Source organism: Streptomyces sp. NPDC048636 (assembly GCF_040650655.1).
GTDB lineage: Bacteria > Actinomycetota > Actinomycetes > Streptomycetales > Streptomycetaceae > Streptomyces.
Map to the genome: position 1 here is coordinate 210,352 of NZ_JBEZHR010000002.1, position 26,259 is coordinate 236,610.

The 26,259-nt window shown below is 69.0% G+C and carries 21 protein-coding genes and 2 tRNA genes; 17 read left to right on the forward strand and 6 right to left on the reverse strand.

Annotated features, from left to right (window positions below):
- Nucleotides 1-17: 17 nt before the first annotated feature.
- Complete coding sequence (locus AB0C66_RS06785; protein WP_362433807.1) at nucleotides 18-1,247, reverse strand: GNAT family N-acetyltransferase; 1,230 nt, start codon at nucleotides 1,245-1,247, stop codon at nucleotides 18-20.
- 128 nt (nucleotides 1,248-1,375) lie between these two features.
- On the opposite strand from AB0C66_RS06785, the gene AB0C66_RS06790 reads away from it, so the two are divergent.
- The gene (locus tag AB0C66_RS06790) at nucleotides 1,376-2,518 is read left to right on the forward strand and encodes a PP2C family protein-serine/threonine phosphatase (protein ID WP_362433809.1); all 1,143 of its coding nucleotides are present in this window, start codon (nucleotides 1,376-1,378) and stop codon (nucleotides 2,516-2,518) included.
- A gap of 116 nt (nucleotides 2,519-2,634) precedes the next feature.
- Here the strand turns inward: AB0C66_RS06790 and AB0C66_RS06795 are convergent, their stop codons facing one another.
- Entirely contained in the window at nucleotides 2,635-3,825 is a 1,191-nt protein-coding gene (locus AB0C66_RS06795) for an acyltransferase family protein (protein ID WP_362433811.1), read from the reverse strand.
- Nucleotides 3,826-4,445: 620 nt separating this feature from the next.
- Between AB0C66_RS06795 and AB0C66_RS06800 the strand changes: the two genes are divergently transcribed.
- Nucleotides 4,446-4,640, forward strand: a complete 195-nt coding sequence (locus tag AB0C66_RS06800) for a hypothetical protein (RefSeq protein WP_176182972.1) — start codon at nucleotides 4,446-4,448, stop codon at nucleotides 4,638-4,640.
- A 137-nt stretch (nucleotides 4,641-4,777) separates the two neighbouring features.
- Here the strand turns inward: AB0C66_RS06800 and AB0C66_RS06805 are convergent.
- Nucleotides 4,778-4,851, reverse strand: a tRNA-Gly gene (locus AB0C66_RS06805).
- 174 nt (nucleotides 4,852-5,025) lie between these two features.
- On the opposite strand from AB0C66_RS06805, the gene AB0C66_RS06810 reads away from it, so the two are divergent.
- The 5 genes from AB0C66_RS06810 (at nucleotide 5,026) to clpX (ending at nucleotide 9,795) form a co-directional block, all read left to right on the forward strand.
- Nucleotides 5,026-5,102, forward strand: a tRNA-Pro gene (locus AB0C66_RS06810).
- 176 nt (nucleotides 5,103-5,278) lie between these two features.
- A complete protein-coding gene (gene tig, locus AB0C66_RS06815) occupies nucleotides 5,279-6,706 on the forward strand; it encodes a trigger factor (protein ID WP_362433814.1) in 1,428 nt (475 codons plus the stop codon).
- 293 nt (nucleotides 6,707-6,999) lie between these two features.
- Complete coding sequence (locus tag AB0C66_RS06820; protein WP_362433816.1) at nucleotides 7,000-7,614, forward strand: ATP-dependent Clp protease proteolytic subunit; 615 nt, start codon at nucleotides 7,000-7,002, stop codon at nucleotides 7,612-7,614.
- A 61-nt stretch (nucleotides 7,615-7,675) separates the two neighbouring features.
- The gene (locus AB0C66_RS06825; protein WP_176182974.1) at nucleotides 7,676-8,332 is read left to right on the forward strand and encodes an ATP-dependent Clp protease proteolytic subunit; all 657 of its coding nucleotides are present in this window, start codon (nucleotides 7,676-7,678) and stop codon (nucleotides 8,330-8,332) included.
- 179 nt (nucleotides 8,333-8,511) lie between these two features.
- Nucleotides 8,512-9,795, forward strand: a complete 1,284-nt coding sequence (gene clpX / locus AB0C66_RS06830; protein WP_362433819.1) for an ATP-dependent Clp protease ATP-binding subunit ClpX — start codon at nucleotides 8,512-8,514, stop codon at nucleotides 9,793-9,795.
- 106 nt (nucleotides 9,796-9,901) lie between these two features.
- On the opposite strand, the gene AB0C66_RS06835 is transcribed toward clpX, so the two are convergent.
- Genes AB0C66_RS06835 through AB0C66_RS06845 form a run of 3 tightly spaced genes read right to left on the reverse strand, consistent with a single transcriptional unit; the run spans nucleotide 9,902 to nucleotide 12,762 of the window.
- Nucleotides 9,902-10,753 carry a hypothetical protein gene (locus AB0C66_RS06835; protein ID WP_362433822.1) on the reverse strand — a complete coding sequence of 284 codons (852 nt, stop codon included), beginning with the start codon at nucleotides 10,751-10,753 and terminating at the stop codon, nucleotides 9,902-9,904.
- 30 nt (nucleotides 10,754-10,783) lie between these two features.
- Nucleotides 10,784-11,833: a hypothetical protein gene (locus AB0C66_RS06840; RefSeq protein WP_362433824.1), complete on the reverse strand. Its 1,050-nt coding sequence runs from the start codon at nucleotides 11,831-11,833 to the stop codon at nucleotides 10,784-10,786.
- Nucleotides 11,834-11,862: 29 nt separating this feature from the next.
- Nucleotides 11,863-12,762 (reverse strand): hypothetical protein, encoded by a 900-nt coding sequence (locus AB0C66_RS06845; RefSeq protein WP_362433826.1) that lies wholly within the window; start codon nucleotides 12,760-12,762, stop codon nucleotides 11,863-11,865.
- Between the two features lie 123 nt (nucleotides 12,763-12,885).
- On the opposite strand from AB0C66_RS06845, the gene AB0C66_RS06850 reads away from it, so the two are divergent.
- From AB0C66_RS06850 to rodA, 10 genes are all read left to right on the forward strand, one after another.
- Nucleotides 12,886-15,519: a valine--tRNA ligase gene (locus AB0C66_RS06850; protein ID WP_362433828.1), complete on the forward strand. Its 2,634-nt coding sequence runs from the start codon at nucleotides 12,886-12,888 to the stop codon at nucleotides 15,517-15,519.
- Nucleotides 15,520-15,702: 183 nt separating this feature from the next.
- Nucleotides 15,703-17,151, forward strand: a complete 1,449-nt coding sequence (locus tag AB0C66_RS06855; protein ID WP_362433830.1) for a penicillin-binding protein 2 — start codon at nucleotides 15,703-15,705, stop codon at nucleotides 17,149-17,151.
- Nucleotides 17,152-17,203: 52 nt separating this feature from the next.
- A complete protein-coding gene (locus tag AB0C66_RS06860) occupies nucleotides 17,204-18,715 on the forward strand; it encodes a folylpolyglutamate synthase/dihydrofolate synthase family protein (RefSeq protein WP_362433832.1) in 1,512 nt (503 codons plus the stop codon).
- Between the two features lies 1 nt (nucleotide 18,716).
- The gene (locus AB0C66_RS06865; RefSeq protein ID WP_362433834.1) at nucleotides 18,717-19,073 is read left to right on the forward strand and encodes a DUF4233 domain-containing protein; all 357 of its coding nucleotides are present in this window, start codon (nucleotides 18,717-18,719) and stop codon (nucleotides 19,071-19,073) included.
- Between the two features lie 75 nt (nucleotides 19,074-19,148).
- Nucleotides 19,149-19,562 (forward strand): nucleoside-diphosphate kinase, encoded by a 414-nt coding sequence (ndk, locus tag AB0C66_RS06870; protein ID WP_362433837.1) that lies wholly within the window; start codon nucleotides 19,149-19,151, stop codon nucleotides 19,560-19,562.
- Nucleotides 19,563-19,880: 318 nt separating this feature from the next.
- A complete protein-coding gene (locus tag AB0C66_RS06875; RefSeq protein ID WP_060944038.1) occupies nucleotides 19,881-20,900 on the forward strand; it encodes a rod shape-determining protein in 1,020 nt (339 codons plus the stop codon).
- Nucleotides 20,901-21,051: 151 nt separating this feature from the next.
- Nucleotides 21,052-22,098, forward strand: a complete 1,047-nt coding sequence (mreC, locus tag AB0C66_RS06880; protein WP_362433839.1) for a rod shape-determining protein MreC — start codon at nucleotides 21,052-21,054, stop codon at nucleotides 22,096-22,098.
- Between the two features lie 6 nt (nucleotides 22,099-22,104).
- Nucleotides 22,105-22,818, forward strand: a complete 714-nt coding sequence (gene mreD, locus AB0C66_RS06885) for a rod shape-determining protein MreD (RefSeq protein ID WP_362435523.1) — start codon at nucleotides 22,105-22,107, stop codon at nucleotides 22,816-22,818.
- 63 nt (nucleotides 22,819-22,881) lie between these two features.
- A complete protein-coding gene (mrdA, locus tag AB0C66_RS06890) occupies nucleotides 22,882-25,026 on the forward strand; it encodes a penicillin-binding protein 2 (RefSeq protein ID WP_362433841.1) in 2,145 nt (714 codons plus the stop codon).
- Entirely contained in the window at nucleotides 25,023-26,225 is a 1,203-nt protein-coding gene (gene rodA, locus AB0C66_RS06895; protein WP_362433843.1) for a rod shape-determining protein RodA, read from the forward strand. Before mrdA ends, rodA begins: the two co-directional genes overlap by 4 nt.
- The last annotated feature ends 34 nt before the right edge of the window (nucleotides 26,226-26,259 follow it).

Below are 26,259 nucleotides of genomic sequence, written 5' to 3' on the forward strand. Positions count from 1 at the left end.
GCGCCCCGCTGACCGCCTCAGAAACCGTGGGGCAGCCAGGGGGTCCGGGTGCCCAGGAAAGCCGCCGAGGCCGCCTCCAGCGCCCCCTCGCGCACCTCCCGTACCAGGCCCGCGCCCGCGAGGGCGGTCAGCGACACCCCGCCGAGGTAGGCCGCGCCCAACTCCCGTACGCCGAGCCGGAGATCGGGGGCATCCGAGGTGCGGGCACAGGAGGCGCCCTTGGCGTCGCCGGTCAGCCGCCAGCGCCCCTCGTTCCAGGGGCAGAAGGGGTCGTCGACCTCCAGCACGACGTCCAGCGGCGCGGTGTACGCCCGCGCCTGAAGCGCCGCGCCCACATCCACCAGCCGTACGTGCAGCGCGTCCTTCACCCGTACCTGGCACCGGCGGATGTCCGAGACCAGGTACTGCCAGGGGTCGTCGACCGGACGGCCGCCGGTGCGGAGGACCGAGGTCAGGTCGATCTCGAACAGGAAGCGCCACAGCGCCGCGTAGGACGCCGGGTCCAGGGCCTCCAGATCGCGCAGAACGACCGTGCCCTTGGGGCCCGCCAGGTCCCAGTCGGGCTTGATGGCGAACCGCGCGTACCCGGTGACCTCGCCGCCCGACTCGGCCAGCACACAGCGGAGCGGGGACGCCCCCTCGCGCTCACCGGGCGGGTCCAGTACCGGCAGCCGCTCCCAGCCCGGGAGGCGCTCCAGCAGCCCCGGCCGGGTGGGCACCAGCCGGGCGTAGACGGCCTCGCAGCGCTCGACCGCGTCGGCCGGGGCCACCTCGCGCAGCGTCACCTCGCCGGCGCCGTCCGGGACGGACAGCCGCACCCGGTCGGTGTCGATCGCCGCGTACGCGCTCCGGGTGGCGATGCCGTAGCCGAACCGGCCGTAGATGTCCGGTTCCGATGCGGTCAGCACCGCCAGCGGCTCGCCCGCCGCGCGGACATCGTCGAGCTGGCGTCTCATCATGGTGCGCAGCACCCCGCGCCGCCGGTGCGTGGCCTGCACGCTGACCATGGTCACACCGGGTGCGGCCACCGAAGCCCCGCCGGGAACCGTCATCCGGAAGCTGAACAGCCCCGCGGTGCCGACGATGTCGTCGCCGTCCCACACCCCGATCGAGCGCTCGCATTCGGTCAACTCCCGCCAGAGCCCGGATTCCTCGGGAGCTTCGGGAACACCGCCGAACGCGAGTACCAGCTTTCCGTACCAATCATCCCAAACCGCAGGATCGAGCACGCGCAGCTCAGTCGTCATATTCCCATCCCTAGCAGCAGTTTCCCGTACACGCGAACGAATTTCGCTTACGATTGCCCCCCTGGGCGGGTGGTTCGACGCGCCACGAATCGACGCGCGTCCAAACGGGTGGGTAGGGTCCCGGTTCAATGACAGGCGGCGTGGACACTCCGATGACCCGGATGCGCAGAGTTCTGCACCGGGCTCGCACTGGCGTGCGCAAAGCCGGAGTGGACTATTTCCGCGGCGAGGGCTCCGACCGGCTGGCGCTGGCCGTGCTGCTCCTCGGCGTCCCCGCCATCGCCTGCGGCACCATCGCCCAGCCCGACTGGTGCGCTCCCTCCGCCCTCGTCCTGCCCATCGTCGCGGGCGGTCTGCTGCTGCGCCCCGCCAGCCTGCTCGCCCTCTACGCGGCGGCCGCCACCGCCCTGATCGTGGAGTCCGCCGTCCTCGGGCCCTACACCGAGGAGGACGCCTCCTCCCGGGTCACCCCCGGCACCATCCTGGTCGTCGCCGCCGTCGGCTTCTTCGGCCTGCTGATCGCCCAGTTCCGCAGCCGGGTCGGAGTGCCCTGGCGGCGCGGCGGCACCATGCTGTTCGACCTGCGCGAGCGGATCCGGGTACAGAGCAAACTGCCCGGACTGCCGCGCGGCTGGCACCGCGAGATGGCGCTGCGCCCGGCCGGCGGGCAGTCCTTCTCCGGCGACTTCGTGGTGGCCGCCCGCACCGGCGGCGGCCGCACCCTCGAGGTCGTCCTCACCGATGTCTCCGGCAAGGGCATGGACGCGGCCTCCCGCGCCCTGCTGCTCTCCGGCGCCTTCGGCGGGCTGCTCGGCTCGCTGCCGCCGCACGGCTTCCTCCCCGCCGCCAACGGCTACCTCCTCCGCCAGGACTGGGACGAGGGCTTCGCGACCTCCGTCCACCTCGTCCTGGACCTCGACAGCGGCGACTTCGAGCTCTTCTCCGCCGGACACCTCCCCGCCCTCCAACTCAGCGCGGGCACCGGCAAATGGGAGGAGAAGGCCGCCGACGGGCCGCTCCTCGGCGTCTACGACGGCGCCCAGTTCGACCCCACCAAGGGCACGCTGCGCCCCGGTGACGTCCTGATGCTCTTCACCGACGGTCTCGTGGAGACCGCCGACCGCGACATCAGCGAGGGCATCGACCGGCTCACGGGGGAGGCCGACCGCTATGTCTCCTCGGGCTTCCACGGCGCCGCCTGGCATCTGATCGAGACCGTCGCCAAGGACGTCAACGACGACCGCGCGCTGCTGCTGATCTGCCGCGAGTAGTACCCGCCGGGCCACATACCCGCCGGGACACATACCCGCCAGGACACGAAGAGGGCCGGAGCCCTATGGCTCCGGCCCTCTCCATGTCCCGCTCGTCCCGGGGCGGCTGTGGTGTCTCAGGCCGCCGTCGTGGTGCGCTTACGGGCCTGCTCGGCGGGGTCCTTCTTGAAGGCCCACGCCATCTTCGGCTCCATCGCCCAGCGGAAGGCCCGCTGGACGGGGGGTGTGCAGAGCACGGTGACCACACCGGCCGCCATGATCGTGACCGCGATCTCGCCGAACGGCTTGTGCAGCCACTCGTACTCGTCGAACCAGCCCCAGAAGCGCGAGCCCTTGGCGAGGAAGCCGTGCAGCAGATAGCCGTACAGCGTTCCGGCGCCCAGTGCGGTGAACCACATATGGCGCCGCGGCACCCAGGCGAAGAAGCAGCTGACCAGCACGATCGAGCAGCCGAACAGGGCCAGCGTCATCACCGGACCGGTCCACGGCGGAGCGCCGAGCTCCTGGACGCTGTCCCGGTGGTAGAACCAGGCCGAGTTCATCCGCGGTGCCGCCCAGTAGGCGAACAGCAGGGCGCACAGCCCGATCGGCAGCGACAGCCAGCGCGTCTCGCGCCGCCGGACCATCTGGAAGTGCTCGGGCTTCATGCACAGGCCGAGCACGAAGAACGGCAGGAACTGGAGCACCCGCTGGAGGTCGAGGTCGTCACCGATGTCGGGGGAGACCGACGCCAGCGTGGCGATCGCCAGTGAGAGCGGAATCGGCCAGCGGACCAGCTTCCAGAGCGGGGTCGACATCCGCCAGACGAACAGCGCGATCAGGAACCAGGTGAGGTACCAGGGGTCCAGCAGGCTGAAGTCATAGGTCGGGTCGTCGTCGGCCCAGCGCTTGAAGAAGGTGTACGCCACCTCGAAGAGCACATACGGGACGGCGATCCCGGTGACCAGCCGCTTGAGCCGGTCCGGCCGCATGTCGAAGCTGCGCGAGAAGTAGCCGGAGATCACGATGAAGGCCGGCATATGGAAGGTGTACACCGTCATGTACAGCGCTTCCGCGGTGCGGCTGTGATCGGTGAGCGGCTCCCACGAGTGGGCCATCGCGACCAGCACGATCGCCAGGTACTTGGCGTTGTCGAAGAACGCGTCGCGCTGCTTCGGCTTCTGTCCGGCCGCGGTGCTCGGGGCGGGCGGGGCCGCCTGGTGCCGTCCTGCTTCGTCGTCCCGCGAGGTGGGGGAAGTGGGCACCGCCTCCTGGGCCGGGGGGAGGGGAGCCCGCTGGTAGCCGTGCGGGCGCAGGGAGTTGGTCACAGGCCCTCCCACCATGAACTGGGGGAGACCGTCCGGGACCTCACTGCGCGAGGGGGAGTCATGGCAGCGTGGAACATCCAAGGCACGATAGCGCCGAAACCTGTAATGCGTAAAACCTCGTTCACTTCTTTGTGGCTAATACCTTCCGTTCCTTGGTCGATAGCCCTTCGCGATCAAGTCGACAAAGCGATCCGAGAGGGCAATTTCGCACAACAGGATGTCCGTTCTGTCATGCTTCATACTGCTTAAATGGTGCATATGCCCCGCAGGAGGCTCTGGCGGAATGTCTGATTCATTGATGTTTTGTCACCCGCGCGAGCGACCGCCAGATGAATTTCGAATTGGCCGTACAGGCCGCCGTGTTGGCTATCGGATCGGCGTTGAATTTGATGTTCGGGCGGTTCCTCGAATTGTGGGCAGGGTCACCCGTGTCCGCTTGTGTGATGGATAACCGGATGGGTACCGGAGGGGTGGGTGAGCTGCGGGCCGTCCGCCGGTGGCCACTTCACCCCGCTGCTGTGGAGCGGGAGTTGGTGGCACGATGGTGACCGCGGGGGTGTGCGGGGTCGCGTGCTTCCGGGGCCGGTGAGACGCGTGCGACCGAGGGTGTGTGATCAGTTGTGGTCATTTCTCTGTCATTGGTGGTGCTTGTCGGCATCGTCCTGGTGCTGATGATCCGCAATGGCTCGATCAAGTGGGGGCCGGGCCTTGTCGCGATGCTCTTCGGCTTCCTGCTCGCCTCCTCGGATCTCGCACCGGACATCCAGGACTTCCTCGACTCGGTCGCGAACGCCATCAGCGACATAGATGTCTGACCCCGTCCGCGGGGGAGTGTGCGTCCTCGCGGACGGCGGCAGCGGGACCGGGATGGCCGAAACCGTACGCACCGCACCTGCGCGCAACGCACAACGGCCCGGTCCGGACAGAAGTCCGGAGCCGGGCCGAGGGCCGTTGGAGCGGGCGACGGGAATCGAACCCGCGTAGCCAGTTTGGAAGACTGGGGCTCTACCATTGAGCTACGCCCGCGCGCGCCGCGTCCGCCCGGTCAAGCCGGGACGGCACCGTCCGGGAACGATCGCCCGGAGCGCGGCACGGCATGCATCGTAGCGGGTTCCGGCGGTCTCCCGCACACCCTTGCCCACCAGTCGAATATCCGGCGGCCAGGGCGTCCGCGGCCATGTACCCTACGTGTCGCACCGACGGGGTGTGGCGCAGCTTGGTAGCGCGTCCGCTTTGGGAGCGGAAGGTCGTCGGTTCGAATCCGGCCACCCCGACCATCACCGGCGAGCAAGATCGCGCACCGGCGAGCAAGATCGCGTTGTGGGGCGCGTCAGCCGTGCGGTTACTATGCAAGCTGCGCGTCTGTGTCTTTATCTCTGCCGGGCGCGATCCGCTGCGAACGCATCAGCGCATGCAGCAGAACCCCACACGTCAGCCCCAAGGAGACCGAACCGTGAAGAGCGCCGTGGAGAACCTGAACCCGACTCGGGTTCGGCTCACTGTCGAGGTGCCCTTCGAGGAGCTCAAGCCCAGCCTCGACGCGGCGTACAAGAAGATCAACCAGCAGGTCTCGGTGCCTGGGTTCCGTAAGGGCAAGATCCCGGCCCGCGTCATCGACCAGCGGTTCGGCCGTGGTGCGGTGCTGGAGGAGGCGGTCAACGACGCGCTCCCGAAGTTCTACACCGAAGCGGTCAACGAGGGTGAGCTCAACCCGCTCGGCCAGCCCGAGGTGGACATCACCGAGCTCAAGGACAACGAGCTGCTGGCGTTCACCGCCGAGGTGGACATCCGCCCGACGATCGAGATCCCGGACTACTCGGGTATCGAGGTCACCGTGGACTCCGTCGAGGTGTCCGACGAGGACATCGACAGCTCGGTCGAGCAGCTGCGGGACCGCTTCGCCACCACCACCGCCGTCGAGCGGGCCGCGGCCGAGGGCGACATCGTCGTCATCGACCTCGAGGCCAAGGTCGACGGGGAGGTCCTGGAGGACGGTGTCGCCCAGGGCGTCACCTACACCATCGGCTCCGGTGAGCTGCTGGACGGTATCGACGAGGCCGTGACCGGTCTCGAGGCCGGTGGCTCCGCCACCTTCACCTCCGAGCTCAAGGGCGGCTCCGCCCAGGGCAAGGAGGCCGAGGTCGCGGTCCAGGTCTCCGAGGTCAAGGCCCGTGAGCTGCCCGAGCTGGACGATGACTTCGCTCAGCTGGCCAGCGAGTTCGACACCCTCGAGGAGCTGCGCGCGGACAGCCGTAAGCGGCTGGAGCAGACCAAGAAGTTCGAGCAGGCCACCCAGGCCCAGGAGAAGGTGCTGGACGCCCTGCTGGAGCTGGTCGAGGTCCCGATCCCCGAGAAGCTGCTCGAGGACGAGATCAACACGCGTAAGCACAACCTGGAGCACCACCAGCTCGGCCAGATGGGCCTGAACCTGGACTCCTACCTCCAGATGCAGGGCAAGACCGCCGAGGAGTTCGACGCCGAGCTCAAGGAGCAGGCCGAGAAGGGCATCCGCACCCAGTTCGTCCTGGACGAGCTGGTCAACAAGGAGCAGCTGTCGGTCGGCCAGGAGGAGCTCACCGAGCACCTGATGCGCCGTGCGCAGTCCTCCGGGATGAGCCCCGACCAGTTCGCCCAGGCCGTCGTCGAGGGTGGCCAGGTGCCGATGCTCGTCGGTGAGGTCGCCCGCGGCAAGGCGCTCGCCGTCGTGGTCGAGGCCGCCAAGGTCGTCGACGACAAGGGCGAGACCGTCGACCTGGACGACGAGGACGAGACCGGCGAGACCGTCGAGGCCACCTCCGAGGAGGGTGCCGAGGCGTCCGCCGAGGAGACCGAGGCCGAAGGCGAGAACGACGACAACAAGGGCGACAAGGCCGAGGGCTGACCCTCACCCGCTCCACAGCCCGTACGAACGGGCCCGAACGTATGCACACGTCCGGGCCCGTTCGTGTTCCGCGACGCGGTACCTCCCGGGCCGGTGCGACGGGTGGGACATGCGCTCAGAGCGAACAGTTCCTGATGCGGGATGGCGCCCGCCGACCAGCGCGTTAGGGTCCGTAGATACGAGGGCAGGGGAGTCTCACGAGCCCGCCGGGGCGCACCGGCGGCCATGTCCCCCGCGCCCAGACGAAGACGCTGTAGACGGCCAGTCGCCGTCAGAGACGAGCAGGTGGATACGTGACGAATACGATGCCTTCCGCCGCCGGCGAGCCGACCATCGGTGGCCTCGGCGACCAGGTCTACAACCGGCTGCTCGGTGAGCGGATCATCTTCCTCGGCCAGCCGGTCGACGACGACATCGCGAACAAGATCACGGCGCAGCTGCTCCTGCTGGCAGCCGACCCGGACAAGGACATCTACCTCTACATCAACTCTCCGGGCGGCTCGATCTCCGCCGGCATGGCGATCTACGACACCATGCAGTACATCCAGAACGACGTGGTCACCATCGCCATGGGCCTCGCGGCGTCGATGGGGCAGTTCCTGCTCAGCGCCGGCACCCCGGGCAAGCGGTTCGCGCTGCCGAACGCCGAGATCCTGATCCACCAGCCCTCCGCGGGTCTGGCGGGTTCGGCCTCGGACATCAAGATCCACGCGGAGCGGCTGCTGCACACCAAGAAGCGCATGGCGGAGCTGACCTCCTTCCACACCGGCCAGTCCGTGGAGCAGATCACCCGCGACTCCGACCGTGACCGCTGGTTCTCCGCCGATGAGGCCAAGGAGTACGGCCTGGTCGACGATGTCATGGTGTCCGCGTCCAGCGTTCCGGGCGGGGGCGGCACCGGGGCCTGAGTCCCGCCGTCCCGTAGCCGACCTCCAGCCCTCAGATCGCCACAGGATGGTGAAGACCCAGATGAACAACTTTCCCGGCAGCGGCATCTACGACCGCCCGATGGCCGAATCCCGCTATGTCGTGCCGCGCTTCGTCGAGCGCACCTCCCAGGGCATTCGTGAGTACGACCCGTACGCCAAGCTCTTCGAGGAGCGGGTGATCTTCCTGGGCGTGCAGATCGACGACGCCTCGGCCAACGACGTGATGGCGCAGCTGCTGTGCCTGGAGTCGATGGACCCGGACCGCGACATCTCGGTCTACATCAACTCGCCCGGCGGCTCGTTCACCGCGCTGACCGCCATCTACGACACGATGCAGTTCGTCAAGCCCGATATCCAGACGGTCTGCATGGGCCAGGCGGCCTCCGCCGCCGCCGTGCTGCTCGCCGCCGGTACCCCCGGTAAGCGGATGGCGCTGCCCAACGCCCGGATCCTGATCCACCAGCCGTACAGCGAGACCGGCCGCGGTCAGGTCTCCGATCTGGAGATCGCGGCCAACGAGATCCTGCGGATGCGCTCGCAGCTGGAGGAGATGCTGGCCAAGCACTCCACCACGCCGATCGAGAAGATCCGCGACGACATCGAGCGGGACAAGATCCTGACCGCCGAGGAGTCGCTGTCGTACGGTCTGATCGACCAGATCGTCTCGACCCGTAAGACCTCCGTCGGCCTCGGGTGACGCACCGGTGACATGGCCCCCCGCGGACCGAGTAGGTCCAAGGGGGGCCCGAACCGGGGGCCCGGCAAGGTACCGTCATAGAGGGCCGGGGTCGGTCTCCGGTAACAGACGCAGAAAGCGCAGCGCAAGCACCCGGGTCCGCGGAGCAAAGCGGATCCAAGGCGAAGGGGAAGCACCTCGTGGCACGCATCGGTGACGGCGGCGACCTGCTCAAGTGCTCGTTCTGCGGGAAGAGCCAGAAGCAGGTGAAGAAGCTCATCGCGGGCCCCGGTGTGTACATCTGCGATGAGTGCATCGATCTCTGCAACGAGATCATCGAGGAGGAGCTCGCCGAGACCTCCGAGGTGCGCTGGGAGGAACTCCCCAAGCCGCGTGAGATCTACGAGTTCCTCGAGGGCTATGTGGTCGGCCAGGAGGCCGCCAAGAAGGCGCTCTCCGTCGCCGTCTACAACCACTACAAGCGGGTGCAGGCGGGGGAGAACGGCGGCCACCGCGACGACGGCATCGAGTTGGCGAAGTCCAACATCCTGCTGCTCGGTCCCACCGGCTCGGGTAAGACGCTGCTGGCCCAGACCCTCGCCCGGATGCTCAACGTCCCCTTCGCCATCGCCGACGCCACCGCGCTCACCGAGGCGGGCTATGTCGGCGAGGACGTGGAGAACATCCTCCTGAAGCTGATCCAGGCCGCTGACTACGACGTCAAGAAGGCCGAGACGGGCATCATCTACATCGACGAGATCGACAAGGTGGCCCGCAAGAGCGAGAACCCCTCGATCACCCGCGATGTCTCGGGCGAGGGTGTCCAGCAGGCGCTGCTGAAGATCCTGGAGGGCACCACCGCCTCCGTTCCGCCGCAGGGCGGCCGTAAACACCCGCACCAGGAGTTCATCCAGATCGACACCACGAACGTGCTGTTCATCGTGGGCGGTGCGTTCGCCGGTCTGGAGAAGATCATCGAGTCGCGGGCCGGCGCCAAGGGCATCGGCTTCGGCGCCACCATCCGCTCCAAGCGCGAGATCGAGGCCAGCGACCAGTTCCAGGAGGTCATGCCGGAGGACCTGGTGAAGTTCGGGATGATCCCGGAGTTCATCGGCCGTCTGCCGGTCATCACCTCCGTCCACAACCTCGACCGCGAGGCGCTGCTCCAGATCCTGGTCGAGCCGAGGAACGCTCTGGTCAAGCAGTACCAGCGGCTGTTCGAACTCGACGGTGTGGAGCTGGACTTCGACCGTCCCGCCCTGGAGGCCATCGCCGACCAGGCCATCCTGCGCGGCACCGGCGCGCGCGGGCTGCGCGCCATCATCGAAGAGGTGCTGATGTCGGCGATGTACGAGGTGCCGTCCCGCAAGGACGTCGCCCGGGTCGTCATCACCGAAGAGGTCGTGCACTCCAACGTCAACCCGACGCTGGTCCCGCGCACCCGCGGCACCGAGCCGGGCGAGCGCCACGAGAAGAGCGCCTGACCGCCTCACCGCCCCACAGCGCATACGAAGAGGGCCCCGGCTTCCGGGGCCCTCTTCGTGTCTCTCCGTGTCTCTGACGCGCTTCTGAGGGCGCCCCCGCGGCGCCTCAGGCGGGCTTGCGGGTGTCCTTGTAGATGCCGGCGGTCACCTTGGCGAAGGCTTCCATGTCGACGTCGGAGGCTTCTTCGTTCTCCCCGTCGACGTCCAGCACCATCGCGGCGTCGGTCTTCTCCGCCCAGGCGCAGGCCGGGGCGTAGAGACGGTTGTAGATCTTGACGACCTGGCACTCGATGGCGGGGCCGTCCGCGCCGTCGGGCTGGAACTTCTTGCGCTTGCCCTCGGCGCCCGGGTCGCTGTCGCCGCCCTTGAACCCCTTGAACATCGAGTCCTGGACCTTGGCGGGGTCGCTGATCTCGCCGTACATACCGGAGAAGACCAGCCCCGAGTTCTCGTCGTCGGCCTGCGTGTAGCGGGCCATGACGGAGGTCGCGCCCTCGGGCATGCTGTCCTGCACGCTGGTGCCCTCGTTCTTGAGGTCCGTCGTGCCCTTGTCCAGCGTGTAGCCGCCGTCGTCGAGCTCCTTGGGGGTGACCAGCTTCATCGCCTTGGGCTTGTCCTCGCCACCGGTGAGCACCACGGCTCCGGTGACGACCGCGCCCACCACCACGAGCGCGGCGGCGGTGATGGCGATGATTTTGGTCGTGTTGCGGCCGCCCCCGGGCGCGGGCTGTCCGGGCTGCCCGGGGTAGGGAGGCTGGCCGTAGGGTGCCGGCTGCTGGGGGAAGCCGTACCCCTGCTGGGGTGCCTGCGGCTGCTGGGGGTAGCCGTAGGACGGGGACTGGGCGTACGGGTTGGGCTCGGCGGACGGCTGCTGGCCCCCACCGTACGGATTGGGCTGACCGCCACCGAGCGGTCCGGGCGGCGGACCGGGTGGTGGCGGTGGCTGGTTGTAGCTCATGGGTGCTGGGGACTCCCCTTTCCGGTTGGCTTAACTGATCTCGACACGCGCGTCCTTGCGGACGTTGGCGGTGATCTCGGCGGCCTGGTCCAGCGTCATGCCCCTGCCCGACACCGCGGACGCCGTGTCGGAGACCACCACATAGCCGACCGTGCTGTGGTCACCCCACATGCAGATCGGGATGGTGAAGGACTTGGCGCCGCTGGTGGCGGACGAACCCGGCGTGAACTTGGCGTTCTGGCACTTCATCACGGCGTTGTCGAGGCCGCTGGGGGACATCTCCTCGGGGCTGCCGACCAGTTCGGCCTGGGCGCCGCTGGAACCGGCGGACGGGTCGTTCGTGGCCTCCTTGGCCATCTTCGCGAAGGCGCCGTCGACCACCTTCGCCGGGTCCTTCACCTGGCCCCAGACGCCCTTGAACTCCAGGGCCTTGAGATCGAGGCCCGTGCCCGACCTGTACTGGCCGCCCGCGCCCTCCGGGTTGGTGACACCGAAGGCGGCGAAGTCGCTCTTGTCGCTCTCGCTCAGGGCGGAGTCGCTGTCCTGCCCGGGCTTCTTGGTGTAGTCCGTGGCCACGGTCTGGGGCGCGGTGAGCTTGTAGCGCTTGCCGTCGTCGGCGACCTTCGAGCTGCCGCCCTTGCCGCCGCCCTTGGCGCTGCCGCCCTTGTCGTCGTCACCGCCGCCCATGAGCACGATGCCGCCGACCACCGCGGCCACCACGACCACCGCGCCGATGGCGATCGCTATGCCCTTCTTCTTGTTGCCGCCGGGGCCGGGGCCCGGCTGGTACGGGCCCGGCATGCCCGGCTGCCCGTAGGGAGGCTGCTGACCGTACGGCTGCTGGGGCTGGCCGTACGGCGGGGCGGGCTGCTGGGGCGCCTGCGGGTAGCCGTAGCCCGGCTGTGGCTGACCCTGCGGCTGGCCCTGTGGCTGGCCGTAGGGATTCGGCGGCGGGGGCTGCTGCCCGTAGCCGCCCTGCTGCGGGTAGCCGTAGCCGGGCTGGCCGGCGGCACCGCCCTGCCCGTAGGGCCCCGGCTGCTGGGGCTGCTGGCCGTAGGGGCCCGGCTGGTTGTAACTCATCTCAGTCCTTCGTTTGAACTTGGGTGTTGCTAGCTGTCCCGTGCGACGCGCGCGTCCTCGCGCACCTTGGCCGTCAGGTCGGCGGCGTCCTTCAAGGACATGCTGTCGCCGAGAACCGCGGCAGCCGGGTCCGCCATCACGGCCACGCCCAGGGTGTTCCTATCGCCCCAGACGCATGCGGGCGCCTCCATGGATCCCTGTTGCGAGGTGAACTTCATCGACTGGCACTTCAGGACGTCCCCGTCGAAGCCGTCCGGGGTGAACTCCTGCGCCGAGCCGTTGGCCTCGGCGGTGCCGTTGTCCCGCAGGGTTTTGACGATGACCGCCAGTACGAGGTCCGCACCCCGCCGTGGATCGGTCACCTCGCCCCAGACGCCGGTGAATTTCATCATCTTCTTGCCGGCCGTCTGGTAGTCGGCCGCCACCAGATGCGGATCCTTGATGACCGGAATGCTCTGGAGGTCCTTCTTGCCCGCCGCCGACAGATCGCTGTCGTCGGTGCCCGCCCCCTGGCGTTGGTACTCCGCCGCGACCGTCTCGGGCGTCGTCAGCTTGTACGGACCGCTCTCCCCGCCGAACAGCGCGAAGCCCCCCGCCACCAGACCGCCCACGACCACCAGGGCGCCCACCGTGAGGCCGATGGTCCGCCCCTTGCCGCGGCCACCGGCCGCGGGCGGCGGTCCGCCGTAGTAGCCCGCCCCCTGCTGCGGAGTCTGCGGAGGCTGACCGTAGGGTCCCTGGGGCGCCGCGTACGGCCCCGGCGCGCCGTACGGTCCCGGCTGGCCGTAGCCTCCCTGCGGGGGCTGGGCGTAGCCGGGGTGCTGGGGCTGCTGGGCATATGGATTGGGCACAGGCGGCTGGCCGGCGCCGTACGGCCCTGGCTGACCCCCGTAGGGGCCGGGCTGCGGCGGCGGCTGCTGATAGCTCATCGTGCCTCTCTCCGTGATGTGCAGGGCAGGGTGCGGAACATCCTTCCCGACGCGCTGCCGTGGCTCGGCGCCGGGGCCACAACGGGTTCGTAACGGAGTGCCCCCGCCCTTTAGACTGCGACCGTGACCGAGAACTCTTCGCAGCGCCCCGACAGCGGGCCGAACAGCCACCCCGAACTGCCGACCCAGTACGCGCCGGCCGATGTAGAGGGGCAGTTGTACGAGCGCTGGGTGGAGCGTGGTTATTTCGAGGCCAGCGCGAAGAGCGACAAAGAGCCCTACACCATTGTCATCCCGCCCCCGAACGTGACCGGATCGCTGCACCTCGGTCATGCCTTCGAACACACCCTCATCGATGCGCTCACCCGGCGCAAGCGCATGCAGGGATACGAGACGCTCTGGCAGCCCGGCATGGACCACGCCGGTATCGCCACGCAGAACGTGGTCGAGCGGGAGCTGGCCAAGGAGGGCCTCTCCCGCCACGACCTGGGCCGTGAGGCGTTCGTCGAGCGGGTGTGGCGCTGGAAGGGCGAGTCCGGCGGGCAGATCTCCGGCCAGATGCGGCGCCTGGGCGACGGTGTCGCCTGGAACCGCGAGCGCTTCACGATGGACGAGGGGCTGTCCAAGGCCGTCCAGACCATCTTCAAGAAGCTCTACGACGATGAGCTGATCTACCGCGCCGAGCGCATCATCAACTGGTGCCCACGCTGTCTCACCGCCATCTCCGACATCGAGGTGGAGTACGACGACGAGGACGGCGAGCTGGTCTCGATCCGCTACGGCGAGGGGGAGTCCTCCATCGTCGTCGCCACCACCCGCGCCGAGACGATGCTCGGTGACACCGCGGTCGCGGTCCACCCGGACGACGCCCGCTACCGCCACCTGGTCGGCACCGAGATCGAGCTGCCGCTCACCGGCCGCCGCATCCCGGTCGTCGCCGACGCCCATGTCGACCCGGAGTTCGGCACCGGCGCGGTCAAGGTCACCCCGGCCCACGACCCGAACGACTTCGAGATCGGCCAGCGCCACGGCCTGCCGAACCTCTCCGTCCTGGACGAGCACGCGGTGATCACCGCCCATGGCCCCTTCCAGGGCCTGGATCGGCTGGAGGCGCGCAGCGCCATCGTCGGCGCGCTCCGTGCCGACGGCCGGATCGTCGCCGAGAAGCGGCCGTACACCCACTCCGTCGGCCACTGCTCGCGCTGCAAGACCACCATCGAGCCACGGCTGTCGATGCAGTGGTGGGTCAAGGTCGGTCCGCTCGCCAAGGCCGCGGGCGACGCGGTCCGCGACGGCCGGGTGCGGATCCACCCGGAGGAGATGTCCAAGCGCTACTTCGACTGGGTCGACAACCTCCATGACTGGTGCATCTCGCGCCAGCTGTGGTGGGGCCACCGGATCCCGGTCTGGTACGGGCCGAACGGCGAGGTCGTGTGCGTCGGCCCGGACGAGGAGCCGCCCGGCGGCGAGGGCTGGACGCAGGACAACGACGTCCTGGACACCTGGTTCTCCTCGGGTCTGTGGCCGTTCTCCACTCTGGGCTGGCCGGAGCGGACCGAGAGCCTCGAGAAGTTCTATCCCAACGCGGTCCTGGTCACCGGCTACGACATCCTCTTCTTCTGGGTCGCCCGGATGATGATGTTCGGCCTCTACGCGATGGACGGCACCCCGCCGTTCCACACCATCGCCCTGCACGGCATGGTCCGTGACCAGTTCGGCAAGAAGATGTCCAAGTCCTTTGGGAACGCGGTCAATCCGCTGGACTGGATGGACCAGTACGGCTCCGACGCCGTCCGGTTCACCCTGGCCCGCGGCGCCAACCCCGGTGTGGACGTGCCGATCGGCGAGGACTGGGTCCAGGCGTCCCGCAACTTCGCCAACAAGATCTGGAACGCGACCCGCTTCGCGCTGATGAACGGGGCCACGGTCGAGGGCGAACTCCCCGCCCCCGAGCGGCTTTCGGCCACCGACCGCTGGATCCTGTCCCGGCTGAACGAGGTCGTCGCCGCGGTCGACGGCTTCTACGAGGACTACCAGTTCGCCAAGGTCTCCGACGTCCTCTACCACTTCGCGTGGGACGAGGTCTTCGACTGGTATGTCGAGCTGTCCAAGACCACCTTCGCCAAGGGCGGTCCGGAGGCCGACGCCTCGCGCCGCGTCCTCGGTGAGGTCCTGGACGTCACCCTGCGGCTGCTGCACCCGGTCGTCCCCTTCGTCACCGAGAAGCTGTGGACCTCGCTGACCGGCCAGGAATCGGTGGTCATCGCCGACTGGCCGAAGGACAGCGGCTTCCGGGACGAGGCGGCCGAGCGGGAGATCGAGAACCTCCAGCAGGTGGTCACCGAGGTCCGCCGGTTCCGCGCCGACCAGGGGCTCCAGCCCGGCCAGCGGGTCCCCGCGCGGCTCGAGCTGTCCGGCACCCAGCTGGCGCCCCACGAGGACGCGATGCGCTCGCTGCTGCGCCTCCAGCCCGCCGGTGAGGAGTTCACCGCGACCGCCTCGCTGCCGGTCGCGGGCGCCACGGTGGCGCTGGACCTGTCCGGCGCGATCGACGTCGGGGCCGAGCGCAAGCGGCTGGCCAAGGACCTCGCCGCGGCCGAGAAGGACAAGGCGCAGACCACGGCGAAGCTGGCCAACGAGGGCTTCCTCGCCAAGGCGCCGGACCATGTGGTGGAGAAGATCCGCACCCGGCAGGCGGCCGCCGAGGCCGATATCGCCCGGATCACCGCCCAGTTGGAGGCGCTGCCCAAGGGCTGAGCCCGCAGCGCGCCGCGTTCGTCCGTCAGCGCCCCCGCCGTCCGTCGGCGGGGGCGCTGACGCGTGCGCGGGGTGGTGGCGCACACCGGTTTCACAGCCGATGCACAGGTATGCCCCATCGGGAACCACAACGGCCCTTCCGGGAGTCTTTCCCACGTACGTCCCGGAAGGAGCTCTGGCTGAATGAACAAGCCGCTGCGGAAGGCATCCGTGTTCTCGCTGCTGCTGGTGCTGACCCTCATCGCCTGGGTCACCTATGTCCAGATGGCGCAGGGCAGCAGTCTCCGGGACAACCCGCACAACACCCGTAAGGCCATCGCCCAGTACGCGAACCCCCTCGGCGACATCGTCGTCGACGGCAAGCCGGTCACCGGCTCCCGGGCCACCGGGGGCAATCTGCGCTACAAGCGCACCTACACCGACGGCGAGCTGTACGCGCCGGTCACCGGCTACGCCTCCCAGGCGTACGGCAGCAACCAGCTGGAGGCCCTGGAGCACTCGGTCCTCGACGGCTCCGACAACAGGCTGAAGAACCCCCTCCAGGCGGTCACCCGGGAGCCCTCCAAGCCCGGCGACGTGATCACCACGATCGACCCGGCCGCCCAGAAGGCCGCCTTCGAGGGGCTGGGGGACAAGACCGGGGCGGCCGTGGCGATCGACCCGGACACCGGCCGGGTCCTCGCCCTGGCGAGCACGCCCTCCTACGACCCCGGCACCTTCGCGGGCTCCTCCGCCGATGACCAGAAGGCGTGGCAGAAGCTCCAGAAGGACAAGGAGCAGCCGATGCTCAACCGGGCACTGCGCCAGACCTATCCACCGGGCTCGGCCTTCAAGCTGGTGGTGGCCGCGGCCGCGCTCGAGGACGGGCTGTACGACTCGGTGAACGAGCGGACCCACAGCCCCGATCCGTATCTGCTGCCGGGCACGGTCACCGAACTGCGCAACGAGAACGCGTCGGCGCCCTGCGAGGACGCCACGATCCGCACCGCCCTCCAGTACTCGTGCAACACCGTCTTCGCGAAGATGGCCGTGGACCTGGGCCAGAAGAAGGTGGCGGCGCAGGCCGAGAAGCTGGGCTTCGACGACTCGGAGCTGGACATCCCCGTGCGCGCCGCGAAGAGCGTCTATCCGGACGGGATGAACGACTCGCAGACCGGGCTGAGCGGTATCGGCCAGTTCGACGTCACCGCGACCCCGCTCCAGATGGCCATGGTGACCTCGGCCATCGCCGGGGACGGCAAGCTGATGACCCCGAATCTGGTGGACCGTACGACGGACGGCAGCGCGTCCGTGCTGGACCGCGCCGAGGCGAAGGAGTACGGCCGGGCGATGTCCGAGGACACCGCGGCCCAGCTGCGCTCGGCGATGCGGACCGTCGTGGACCGGGGCACCGGCACCAACGCCGCGATCCCCGGTACCGAGGTGGGCGGCAAGACGGGCACCGCGCAGCACGGAGAGAACAACAGCGGTAAGCCGTACGCGTGGTTCGTGAGCTACGCCGATGACGGCAAGGGCCACCAGGTCGCGGTCGCGGTGGTGGTCGAGGACAGCGACGCGGCGCGCGCCGATGTCTCCGGCGGCGGGCTGGCCGGTCCGATCGCCAAGGCGGTGATGCGGGCCGCGCTGGGGTGAGGGCATGAGGCGCGCGAAGGACCAGCGGGTCCGCCCTCGTAGACTGGACCGCGTGAGCGAGCGCCCCCAGAACGAAGCCGACGAACCGGACGAATTCGAAGAGATCGTCGGAGCCGAGACCGACCGTGACCCCGATCTGGCGGTGATCGAGGCCGGCAGCCGGACGCTGCGTACCCAGTCCGGCCCGCCGCAGGGTGACGGCGTCCCGGCCCGGCCCGCCGACCCCGAGGTGGACCGCGCGCTGCGCGAGGTGGAGGCGAAGCTGGCCGAGCGCTGGCCGGAGACCAAGCTCGACCCGTCGCTCGGACGGGTCGAGGCGCTGATGGACATCCTCGGTTCGCCGCAGCGCGCCTACCCCTCGATCCACATCACCGGGACCAACGGCAAGACCAGCGCCGCGCGCATGATCGAGTCGCTGCTGGGCGGCTTCGAGCTGCGCACCGGCCGCTACACCAGCCCGCATGTGCAGTCCATCACCGAGCGGATCAGCCTGGACGGCGCGCCCATCTCCGCCGAGCGGTTCATCGAGACGTACCAGGACATCCAGCCGTACGTGGACATGGTGGACGCCCAGCAGGAGCACCGGCTGTCCTTCTTCGAGGTGCTCACCGGGATGGCCTACGCGGCCTTCGCGGACGCGCCCGTGGACATCGCGGTCGTCGAGGTCGGCATGGGCGGCTGCTGGGACGCGACCAATGTGATCGACGCGGGAGTCTCGGTGATCATGCCGATCTCCCTGGACCACACCGACCGGCTCGGCACCACTCCTGAGCAGATCGCCCAGGAGAAGGCCGGGATAGTGAAGCAGGACGCCACCGTGGTGCTGGCCCAGCAGCCGGTGGAGGCCGCGTCGGTGATCCTCAAGCGCGCGGTCGAGGTGGACGCCACGGTGGCCCGCGAGGGCATGGAGTTCGGGGTGCTCTCCCGTGAGGCGGCGGTCGGCGGCCAGCTGCTGACCCTGCGCGGTCTCGGCGGTGAGTACCCGGAGGTCTTCCTCCCGCTCTACGGTGCCCACCAGGCCCATAACGCCGCGGTGGCCCTGGCCGCCGTCGAGGCGTTCTTCGGTATCGGCACCCAGCACGCGCGCACACTCGACATCGACACCGTCCGCACCGCCTTCGCCTCGGTCACCTCGCCCGGCCGGATGGAGGTGGTGCGCCGCAGCCCCACCGTGGTGCTGGACGCCGCCCACAATCCGGCGGGCGCGCGCGCCGCGGCCGAGGCGGTCACCGAGGCGTTCGGCTTCAGCCGGCTGATCGGTGTGGTGGGGGCCAGCGGCGACAAGGACGTGCGCGGGCTGCTGGAGGCGTTCGAGCCGGTCTTCGCCGAGGTGGTGGTGACGCGTAACTCCACCCACCGCGCGATGGACGCGGACGAGCTGGCGGCCATCGCCGTCGAGGTCTTCGGCGCCGACCGGGTACAGGTCGAGCCCCGGCTGGACGACGCTCTGGAGCAGGCTGTCACCCTGGCGGAGGAAGAGGGTGAATACTCCGGCGCGGGGGTGCTGGTCACCGGATCCGTGATCACGGTCGGCGAGGCCCGGCTGCTTCTGGGAAAGGGCTGATATGCGAACGCTCTGTGCCTCCACCCTGATCGGTGAGTTCTTCGTCATCGGCTTCGGGGGGCTGGTCGCGATGAAGACGGCCGATCTGTCGACCGGCGCCGTCTGGACGGTCTGCGCGATCGCCATGGCGCTCTGTGTGCTGCTGTGCGGCATGCTCAGCCGTCCCGGCGCGGTGCGGATCGGCTGGGCCCTTCAGCTGGGCCTGGTGCTGAGCGGTCTCATCGTCCCCGTGATGTTCTTCCTCGGCGCGGTCTTCGCCGGGCTGTGGTGGGCCTCGGTCCACTTCGGCCGGAAGGTCGACGAGGCCAAGGCCCGGTTCGCCGGAGCCGGTGCCACCCCCTCCGCTGACGCTGCGTAACGTGACCACTGTTCACCCATGTAGCCTCTGCGGCACAGCTTCACCCGTATGCCACTTCCCTAAGGAGCCCGCACCGTGAGCCAGCGCACTCTCGTCCTTCTCAAGCCCGACGCCGTACGCCGCGGTCTGGTGGGCGAGGTGCTGGGGCGGATCGAGAAGAAGGCGGGCTGGGCCATCACCGCCCTGGAGCTGCGCGAGCTGGGCCGGGACCTTCTCGAGCAGCACTACGCCGAGCACGTCGGCAAGCCGTTCTACGAGCCGCTGGTGGAGTTCATGTCCTCCGGTCCGGTCGTGGCGCTGGTCGTCGAGGGCGAGCGGGTCATCGAGGGCGTACGGGCGCTGGCCGGGCCGACCGACCCGATCGCCGCGGCCCCGGGTTCCATCCGCGGGGATTTCGGCACCATCGTTCGGGAGAATCTCATCCACGCCTCGGACTCGGAGGAGTCCGCGCAGCGGGAAATCAAGATTTTCTTTCCCGGTCTCGCCTGATTACCGGCGGGTCACACCCGGCTTGGGCTAAATGATCATCAAGTGGTCATACCCCTGCTGACCTGGGGGCGGTCGAATTAATCGACCGCCTCTCGGTATATGCGGCCCGATCGGGGGAACGCATCTCCGCGACACGACGTCACCATTAGAGGGGGCGGGCTCGTGTTCTGCTGACAATGGCGGAGGACCCCCGCAGCGTGTTCGAGCGGGCGTGACTACGATGAGAGCTTCCGCGCTCGCAGCGCAACCATCCTGCCGAACCTCAAGCAAGCAATCGCTCCAGTAGGGAAGGCCTGACGTATCCTCATGGGGAACAACATGTCGTTCATCGGCCGTGACATGGCTGTCGACCTCGGCACCGCCAACACGCTGGTGTACGTCAGGGGCCGCGGGATCGTCCTCAACGAGCCGTCCGTCGTCGCCATCAACACCAACACCGGTGGAATTCTCGCGGTGGGTGCCGAGGCGAAGAAGATGATCGGCCGGACCCCTGGCAACATCGTCGCCGTGCGTCCGCTCAAGGACGGTGTGATCGCCGACTTCGAGATCACCGAGCGGATGCTGCGGTACTTCATCCTGAAGATCCACAAGCGCCGCTATCTCGCCCGGCCCCGCGTGGTGGTGTGTGTGCCGTCCGGTATCACCGGTGTGGAGCGCCGTGCCGTCATCGAGGCGTCCACCCAGGCGGGCGCCCGTCAGGTGCACATCATCGAGGAGCCCATGGCCGCCGCCATCGGCTCCGGCCTCCCGGTCCATGAGGCCACCGGCAACATGGTGGTGGACATCGGCGGCGGCACCACCGAGGTCGCCGTCATCTCGCTCGGCGGCATCGTCACCGCGCAGTCCATCCGGGTGGCCGGCGATGAGCTGGACAACGCGATCATCCAGCACATCAAGAAGGAGTACAGCCTTCTGCTCGGGGAGCGCACCGCAGAGAACATCAAGATCACCATCGGCTCCGCGTTCGAGAGCGACCAGGAGGAGCACACCGAGATCCGCGGCCGTGACCTGGTCAGCGGACTTCCCAAGACCGTTGTCATCTCCGCCGCCGAGGTCCGCAAGGCGATGGAGGAGCCGGTCAACTCGATCGTCGACGCGGTCAAGACGACCCTCGACAAATGCCCTCCGGAGCTCTCCGGCGATGTGATGGACCGGGGCATCGTGCTCACCGGCGGCGGTGCCCTGCTGCGCGGCCTGGACGAGCGGCTGCGCCGGGAGACCGGGATGCCGATCCATATCGCCGAGGACCCGCTGGACTCCGTCGCGCTCGGCTCCGGCAAGTGTGTCGAGGAGTTCGAGGCGCTCCAGCAGGTGCTGGACGCCCAGCCCCGCAGATGACGATCCGGCGGATCCGCCGCACGGGTTGACGGCCGCTGGCTGCCCGTGCGGCGGAACGCTGATATACAGGCATAAGGCTCCCCAGGACCGGCCGTGGACCACATAACAGCGGGACCGGTCCGACTCCGACGAGGAAGGCACGTCGCCGCACGTGAGGGACACACGAGAGAGCCGGCTGCTCCTGGTGCTGCTGGTCGCCATCGCGTTCGCGCTGATCACGGTGGACATCCGCGGCGGCGAGGACTCACCCCTCGACGGCGCGCGCCAGGCCGCCGCTTCGGTCTTCGGCCCGGTGGAGGACGGCGTCGCGTCCGCCGTCGACCCGGTCGGCAACGCCGTGGCGGCGGTTCGGGACTCCGACGACCGGCACGACCGCATCAAGGCGCTGGAGCAGGAGAACGCCAAGCTGAAGGCGCGGCTCGGCAGCAATGACCGCAACCGCGCCCGGGTGGTCGAACTCGACAAGCTGCGCAAGGTCGCCAGCCGCGGCCAGTACGGCATCAAGGGCGCCGAGGTCATCGGTATCGGCGCCGCCCAGGGCTTCTCCTGGACCGTCACCATCGACATCGGCAGCGACGACGGCATCCGCCGCGATATGACCGTCCTCAACGGTGACGGACTGGTCGGCCGGGTCACCACCGTCGGCCCCTCCACCTCCACCGTGCTGCTCGCCATCGACCCCGACTTCACCGTCGGCACCCGGATGGAGAAGTCCGGTGAGCTCGGCTTCGCGGGCGGGCGCGGCGACCGCTCGCTCCACGTCCAGCTCCTCAACGGCAAGGCGAAGATCAAGAAGGGCGACCGGCTGGTCACCTTCGGCTCCCAGGCGGACAAGCCGTTCGTACCCGGCGTTCCGGTCGGCAAGGTGGTCCGGGTCGACCCCACCGGCGGCGACCTCACCCGCACCCTCCAGGTGCGCCCCTATGTGTCGTTCAGCAAGCTGGACATCGTCGGTGTGGTGGTCGAGCCGCCGCGCTCCAACCCGCGCGACACCGTGCTGCCGCCCAAACCGGCGAAGCCCAAGCCGACGCCGACGGTCACCGTGACGGCGACGCCCTCCGGCCGCCCCTCGGGCAACGCCAACCGGGACAGCGCCGCCGAAGGGGGCCCCGACGCCGCCGGGAACCCCAACGCCGCCGGGGGCGAGACCACCGCCCCCGGGGAGAACGACGCCGCCAACCGGGACAACGGGGACTGACCGATGCTGCACCTCAACCGGATCCTCCTGTCGACCCTCCTGGTCCTCTTCGCCCTGCTCACCCAGATCTGCGTACTGGCCCGGCTGCAACTGCCCGGCGCCGTCCCCGATCTGCTGCTGCTCGTCGTGCTCGGTCTCGCCCTGGTCTACGGACACACCGGCGGTGCCCTCATCGGCTTCGGCGCCGGACTGCTGGCAGACCTCGCCCCGCCCGCCGACCACGCGGTCGGGCGCTACGCCCTGGTGCTGTGCGTCATCGGCTATCTGGCCGGGCTGGCCAAGCCGGAGAGCGGCCAGCTCCGGTCGGCCACCGGACCGATGCTGGTGGTCGTCGCGGCGGCCATCGGCGCCACCCTGCTGTACGCGGGCGTCGGCGAGCTCGTCGGCGATGACGCGGCCCGCCATGTGGGGCTGAGCAAGCTGCTGTTCACCGCCGCCCTCTACGACCTGCTGCTGGCCCCCTTCGCGGTACCACTGATCATGGCGCTCGCCCGCAAGGCCGAGAACGATCCGATGGCCGACAGCGCGGGCGGCCCCGGTGGCGACAGCGCCTCCCGCTGGATCAGCGCGGCGGGCGGCGTCCGTACCGCGCGGGCCGGCCGGCTGAGCCGTCTGAAGCGCACGGGCCGCACCGCCCGGATCGGCGGCCAGCGGGGCGGGCTGCTGACCAAGGGCGGCAAGGGCCGGACCGGACGCATCAAGGGGGTCAAGCGCCTGTGAGCAGCGTCCGCATGTCGTCCGCCGCCTGCCCGTCGTCGTCCACCACCACCCTCGGGGGAGGCCATGAGTAACATCCCTGAGACCGGGCGGACCCCGCGGGTCACCGTCCGGCTCGTGGCCATCCAGATCCTTGTCTTCTCACTGCTGCTCACCCTCGGCGGACGGCTGTGGTACCTCCAGATCCGCAACGGCGACGAGTACACCAAGAAGGCCGCCAACAACCACGTCCAGCAGGTCGTCCACCCCGCGGTGCGCGGTTCGATACTGGACGCGCGGGGCGTGCCGCTCGCCGACAACGAGACCCGGCTCGTGGTCTCCGCCAGCCGGACCGCCCTGATGAAGGAGCCGGACGACGGAAAGGCCGTCCTCACCCGTCTCGCGGGCGTGCTGAAGCTGAAGCCCGAGGACGTGCTGACCAAGGTCCGGCTGTGCGACGCCAAGACCCCGCAGCCGTGCTGGAACGGTTCCCCGTACCAGCCCATCCCGATCACCGATGAGGCCAGCCCCCAGCAGGCCCTCCAGATCCGGGAGCGCGAGGAGGACTTCCCCGGGATCAGCGCGGAGCCCACCGCGGTGCGCCGGTACGCCGCGCCCGCCGGGTCCAACGCCGCCCAGGTGCTCGGCTATCTCTCCCCGGTCACCGATGAGCAGATCAAGAAGGCCGAGCACACCAAGTCCCCGCTGCTCCGCTCCGACCAGGTGGGCAGCAACGGGCTCGAGCACCAGTACGACAGCCAGCTGCGCGGCAAGGCCGGGGTCACCCGCTACGAGGTCGACAACCTCGGCCGGGTGATCGGCCAGAAGGAGAGCCAGCGGGCCCGCCCCGGGGACAACGTCGTCACCAGCATCGACTCACGCGTCCAGTCGGTCGCCGAGAAGGAGCTGGCACAGGCGATGAAGGACGCCCGTAAGCAGTTCGACAAGAACACCGGCCGTAACTACAAGGCCGACTCCGGTGCGGTCGTGGTGATGGAGGCGAAGACGGGCCGTGTGGTGGCCATGGCCTCCAACCCGACCTACGACCCCAACGCCTGGGTCGGCGGTATCTCCGGCAAGGACTACAAGCAGCTCACCGGCAAGGACTCCAACTACCCGCTGCTGAACCGGGCCATCCAGGGGCAGGCGGCCCCCGGCTCGATCTTCAAGGTGATCCCGACGACCGCCGCGGTCAACGCCGGTTACGACTTCGACGGCCGCTACCCCTGCACCAGCTCCTTCAGCATCGGCAGCCAGGTCTTCAAGAACTTCGAGTCCGCCAACTACGGCCCCATCAGCCTCGGCCGCGCCCTCGAGGTCTCCTGCGACACCGTCTTCTACAACCTCGCCTACGAGCAGTGGAAGAAGGACGGCGGCAACAAGCCGAAGAAGAAGGCCGCGGACTGGTTCTACAAGACCGCCCACCAGTTCGGCCTGGGCAAGGAGACCGGTATCGACCTCCCCAACGAGGTCACCGGCCGGGTCCCGGACCGCCAGTGGAAGAAGGACTACTGGAAGGCCAACAAGGACGGCTGGTGCAAGAGCGCCAAGAAGGACGGCGACTACGGCCAGCGGCTCTCCTACGAGAACTGCCTCGAGGGCATGAAGATGCGCGCCGGTGACTCGGTGAACTTCTCCATCGGCCAGGGCGACACCCTCGTCACCCCGATCCAGATGGCCACCATCTACTCGGCCATCAGCAACGGCGGCACGATGTACGACCCCAGCATCGGCAAGGCGATCGTCAGCCCCGACGGCAAGAAGATCACCAAGATCAAGCCCACCTCGCACGGCAAGCTGCCGATGAAGCCCGGCACCCGCGACAAGATCGACAACGCCCTCGCCGGCGTGGCCACCCGGGGCACCGCCGCCTGGCGGTTCAACGGCTGGCCGCAGAACAAGATCCCGATGCACGCCAAGACCGGTACCGCCGAGGTCTACGGCAAGCAGACCACCTCGTGGTTCGCGACGTACACCAAGGACTACTCGGTCATCATGACGATCTCCCAGGGCGGTACCGGCTCCGGGGCCTCCGGCCCGGCCGTGCGCAAGATCTACAACGCGCTCTACGGCATCGACAACAAGGGCGGCATCGACAAGAAGAAGGCGCTGCTGCCCCAGCCGCAGGCCAACCTTCCCAAGATCGAGCCCGATGGCTCCATCGAGGCCCAGCCCCTGGGCAAGCAGTTCGCCCTCGCGGCGAACGAACGGCGCCGGGGAGCCCAGCGATGAGCGCGTCCACCCATAACTACTCCGTCCGCCGCTTCACCCCGGAGCGCGGCACCTGGAGCAAGCTCACCGCCCGTGACTCGCTGGTCCGCCGACTGGACTGGGTGCTGCTGATCTGCGCGCTCGCCCTCTCCGCCATCGGTGCGGTGCTGGTGTACTCCGCGACCCGCAACCGCACCGAGCTCAACCAGGGCGACCCGTACTACTTCCTGGTCCGGCACGCGCTCAACACCGGTATCGGGCTGCTGCTGGCCATCGGCACCATCTGGCTGGGCCACCGCACCCTGCGCGGTGCGGTCCCGATCCTCTACGGGCTCTCCGTGGTCCTGGTGCTGGCCGTGCTCACCCCGCTGGGCTCGACCGTCAACGGCGCCCACGCCTGGATCCAGATCGGCGGCGGCTTCTCGCTCCAGCCCTCCGAGTTCGCCAAGATCACGATCATCCTGGGGATGGCCATACTGCTGGCGACCCGGGTGGACGCGGGCGACCGGGTGCACCCCGACCACCGCACCGTGGTCCAGTCCCTCGGTCTGGCCGCGCTGCCCATCGCCATCGTGCTGCTGATGCCGGACCTCGGCTCGGTGATGGTCATGGCGGTGATCGTGCTCGCCGTACTGCTCGCCTCCGGCTCCTCCAACCGCTGGGTCGCCGGGCTGATCCTCACCGCGGTGATCGGCGCGGTGCTCATCTGGCAGCTCGGCGTGCTGGACCAGTACCAGATCGACCGCTTCGCGGCCTTCGCCAACCCCGCCCTGGACCCGGCCGGTGTCGGCTACAACACCAACCAGGCCCGGATCGCCATCGGTTCGGGCGGGCTCACCGGCAAGGGGCTGTTCCACGGCACCCAGACCACCGGCCAGTTCGTGCCCGAGCAGCAGACCGACTTCGTCTTCACGGTGGCGGGGGAGGAACTGGGCTTCCTCGGCGCGGGCCTGATCATCGTGCTGCTGGGGATCGTGCTGTGGCGGGCCTGCCGTATCGCCCGGGGCACCAGCGAGCTGTACGGGACGGTCGTCGCCGCCGGGATCATCGCCTGGTTCGCCTTCCAGGCGTTCGAGAACATCGGGATGACCCTCGGCATCATGCCGGTGGCCGGACTCCCGCTGCCGTTCGTCTCCTACGGCGGCTCCTCGATGTTCGCCGTCTGGATCGCGGTCGGTCTGCTCCAGTCCATCCGGGTGCAGCGCCCGGTTTCCGCCTGACGTCGGCGCGCTCCGGGGGACTCCCGCACCCGCC

Excerpts from the sequence above, each read along its gene's own strand:
- AB0C66_RS06785 (WP_362433807.1), bottom strand. The coding sequence starts at position 1,247 with ATGACGACTGAGCTGCGCGTGCTCGATCCTGCGGTTTGGGATGATTGG.
- AB0C66_RS06790 (WP_362433809.1), top strand. The coding sequence starts at position 1,376 with ATGACAGGCGGCGTGGACACTCCGATGACCCGGATGCGCAGAGTTCTG.
- AB0C66_RS06825 (WP_176182974.1), top strand. The coding sequence starts at position 7,676 with ATGAACAACTTTCCCGGCAGCGGCATCTACGACCGCCCGATGGCCGAA.
- AB0C66_RS06835 (WP_362433822.1), bottom strand. The coding sequence starts at position 10,753 with ATGAGCTACAACCAGCCACCGCCACCACCCGGTCCGCCGCCCGGACCG.
- AB0C66_RS06840 (WP_362433824.1), bottom strand. The coding sequence starts at position 11,833 with ATGAGTTACAACCAGCCGGGCCCCTACGGCCAGCAGCCCCAGCAGCCG.
- AB0C66_RS06845 (WP_362433826.1), bottom strand. The coding sequence starts at position 12,762 with ATGAGCTATCAGCAGCCGCCGCCGCAGCCCGGCCCCTACGGGGGTCAG.
- AB0C66_RS06855 (WP_362433830.1), top strand. The coding sequence starts at position 15,703 with ATGAACAAGCCGCTGCGGAAGGCATCCGTGTTCTCGCTGCTGCTGGTG.
- AB0C66_RS06865 (WP_362433834.1), top strand. The coding sequence starts at position 18,717 with ATGCGAACGCTCTGTGCCTCCACCCTGATCGGTGAGTTCTTCGTCATC.
- AB0C66_RS06875 (WP_060944038.1), top strand. The coding sequence starts at position 19,881 with ATGTCGTTCATCGGCCGTGACATGGCTGTCGACCTCGGCACCGCCAAC.
- mrdA (WP_362433841.1), top strand. The coding sequence starts at position 22,882 with ATGAGTAACATCCCTGAGACCGGGCGGACCCCGCGGGTCACCGTCCGG.
- rodA (WP_362433843.1), top strand. The coding sequence starts at position 25,023 with ATGAGCGCGTCCACCCATAACTACTCCGTCCGCCGCTTCACCCCGGAG.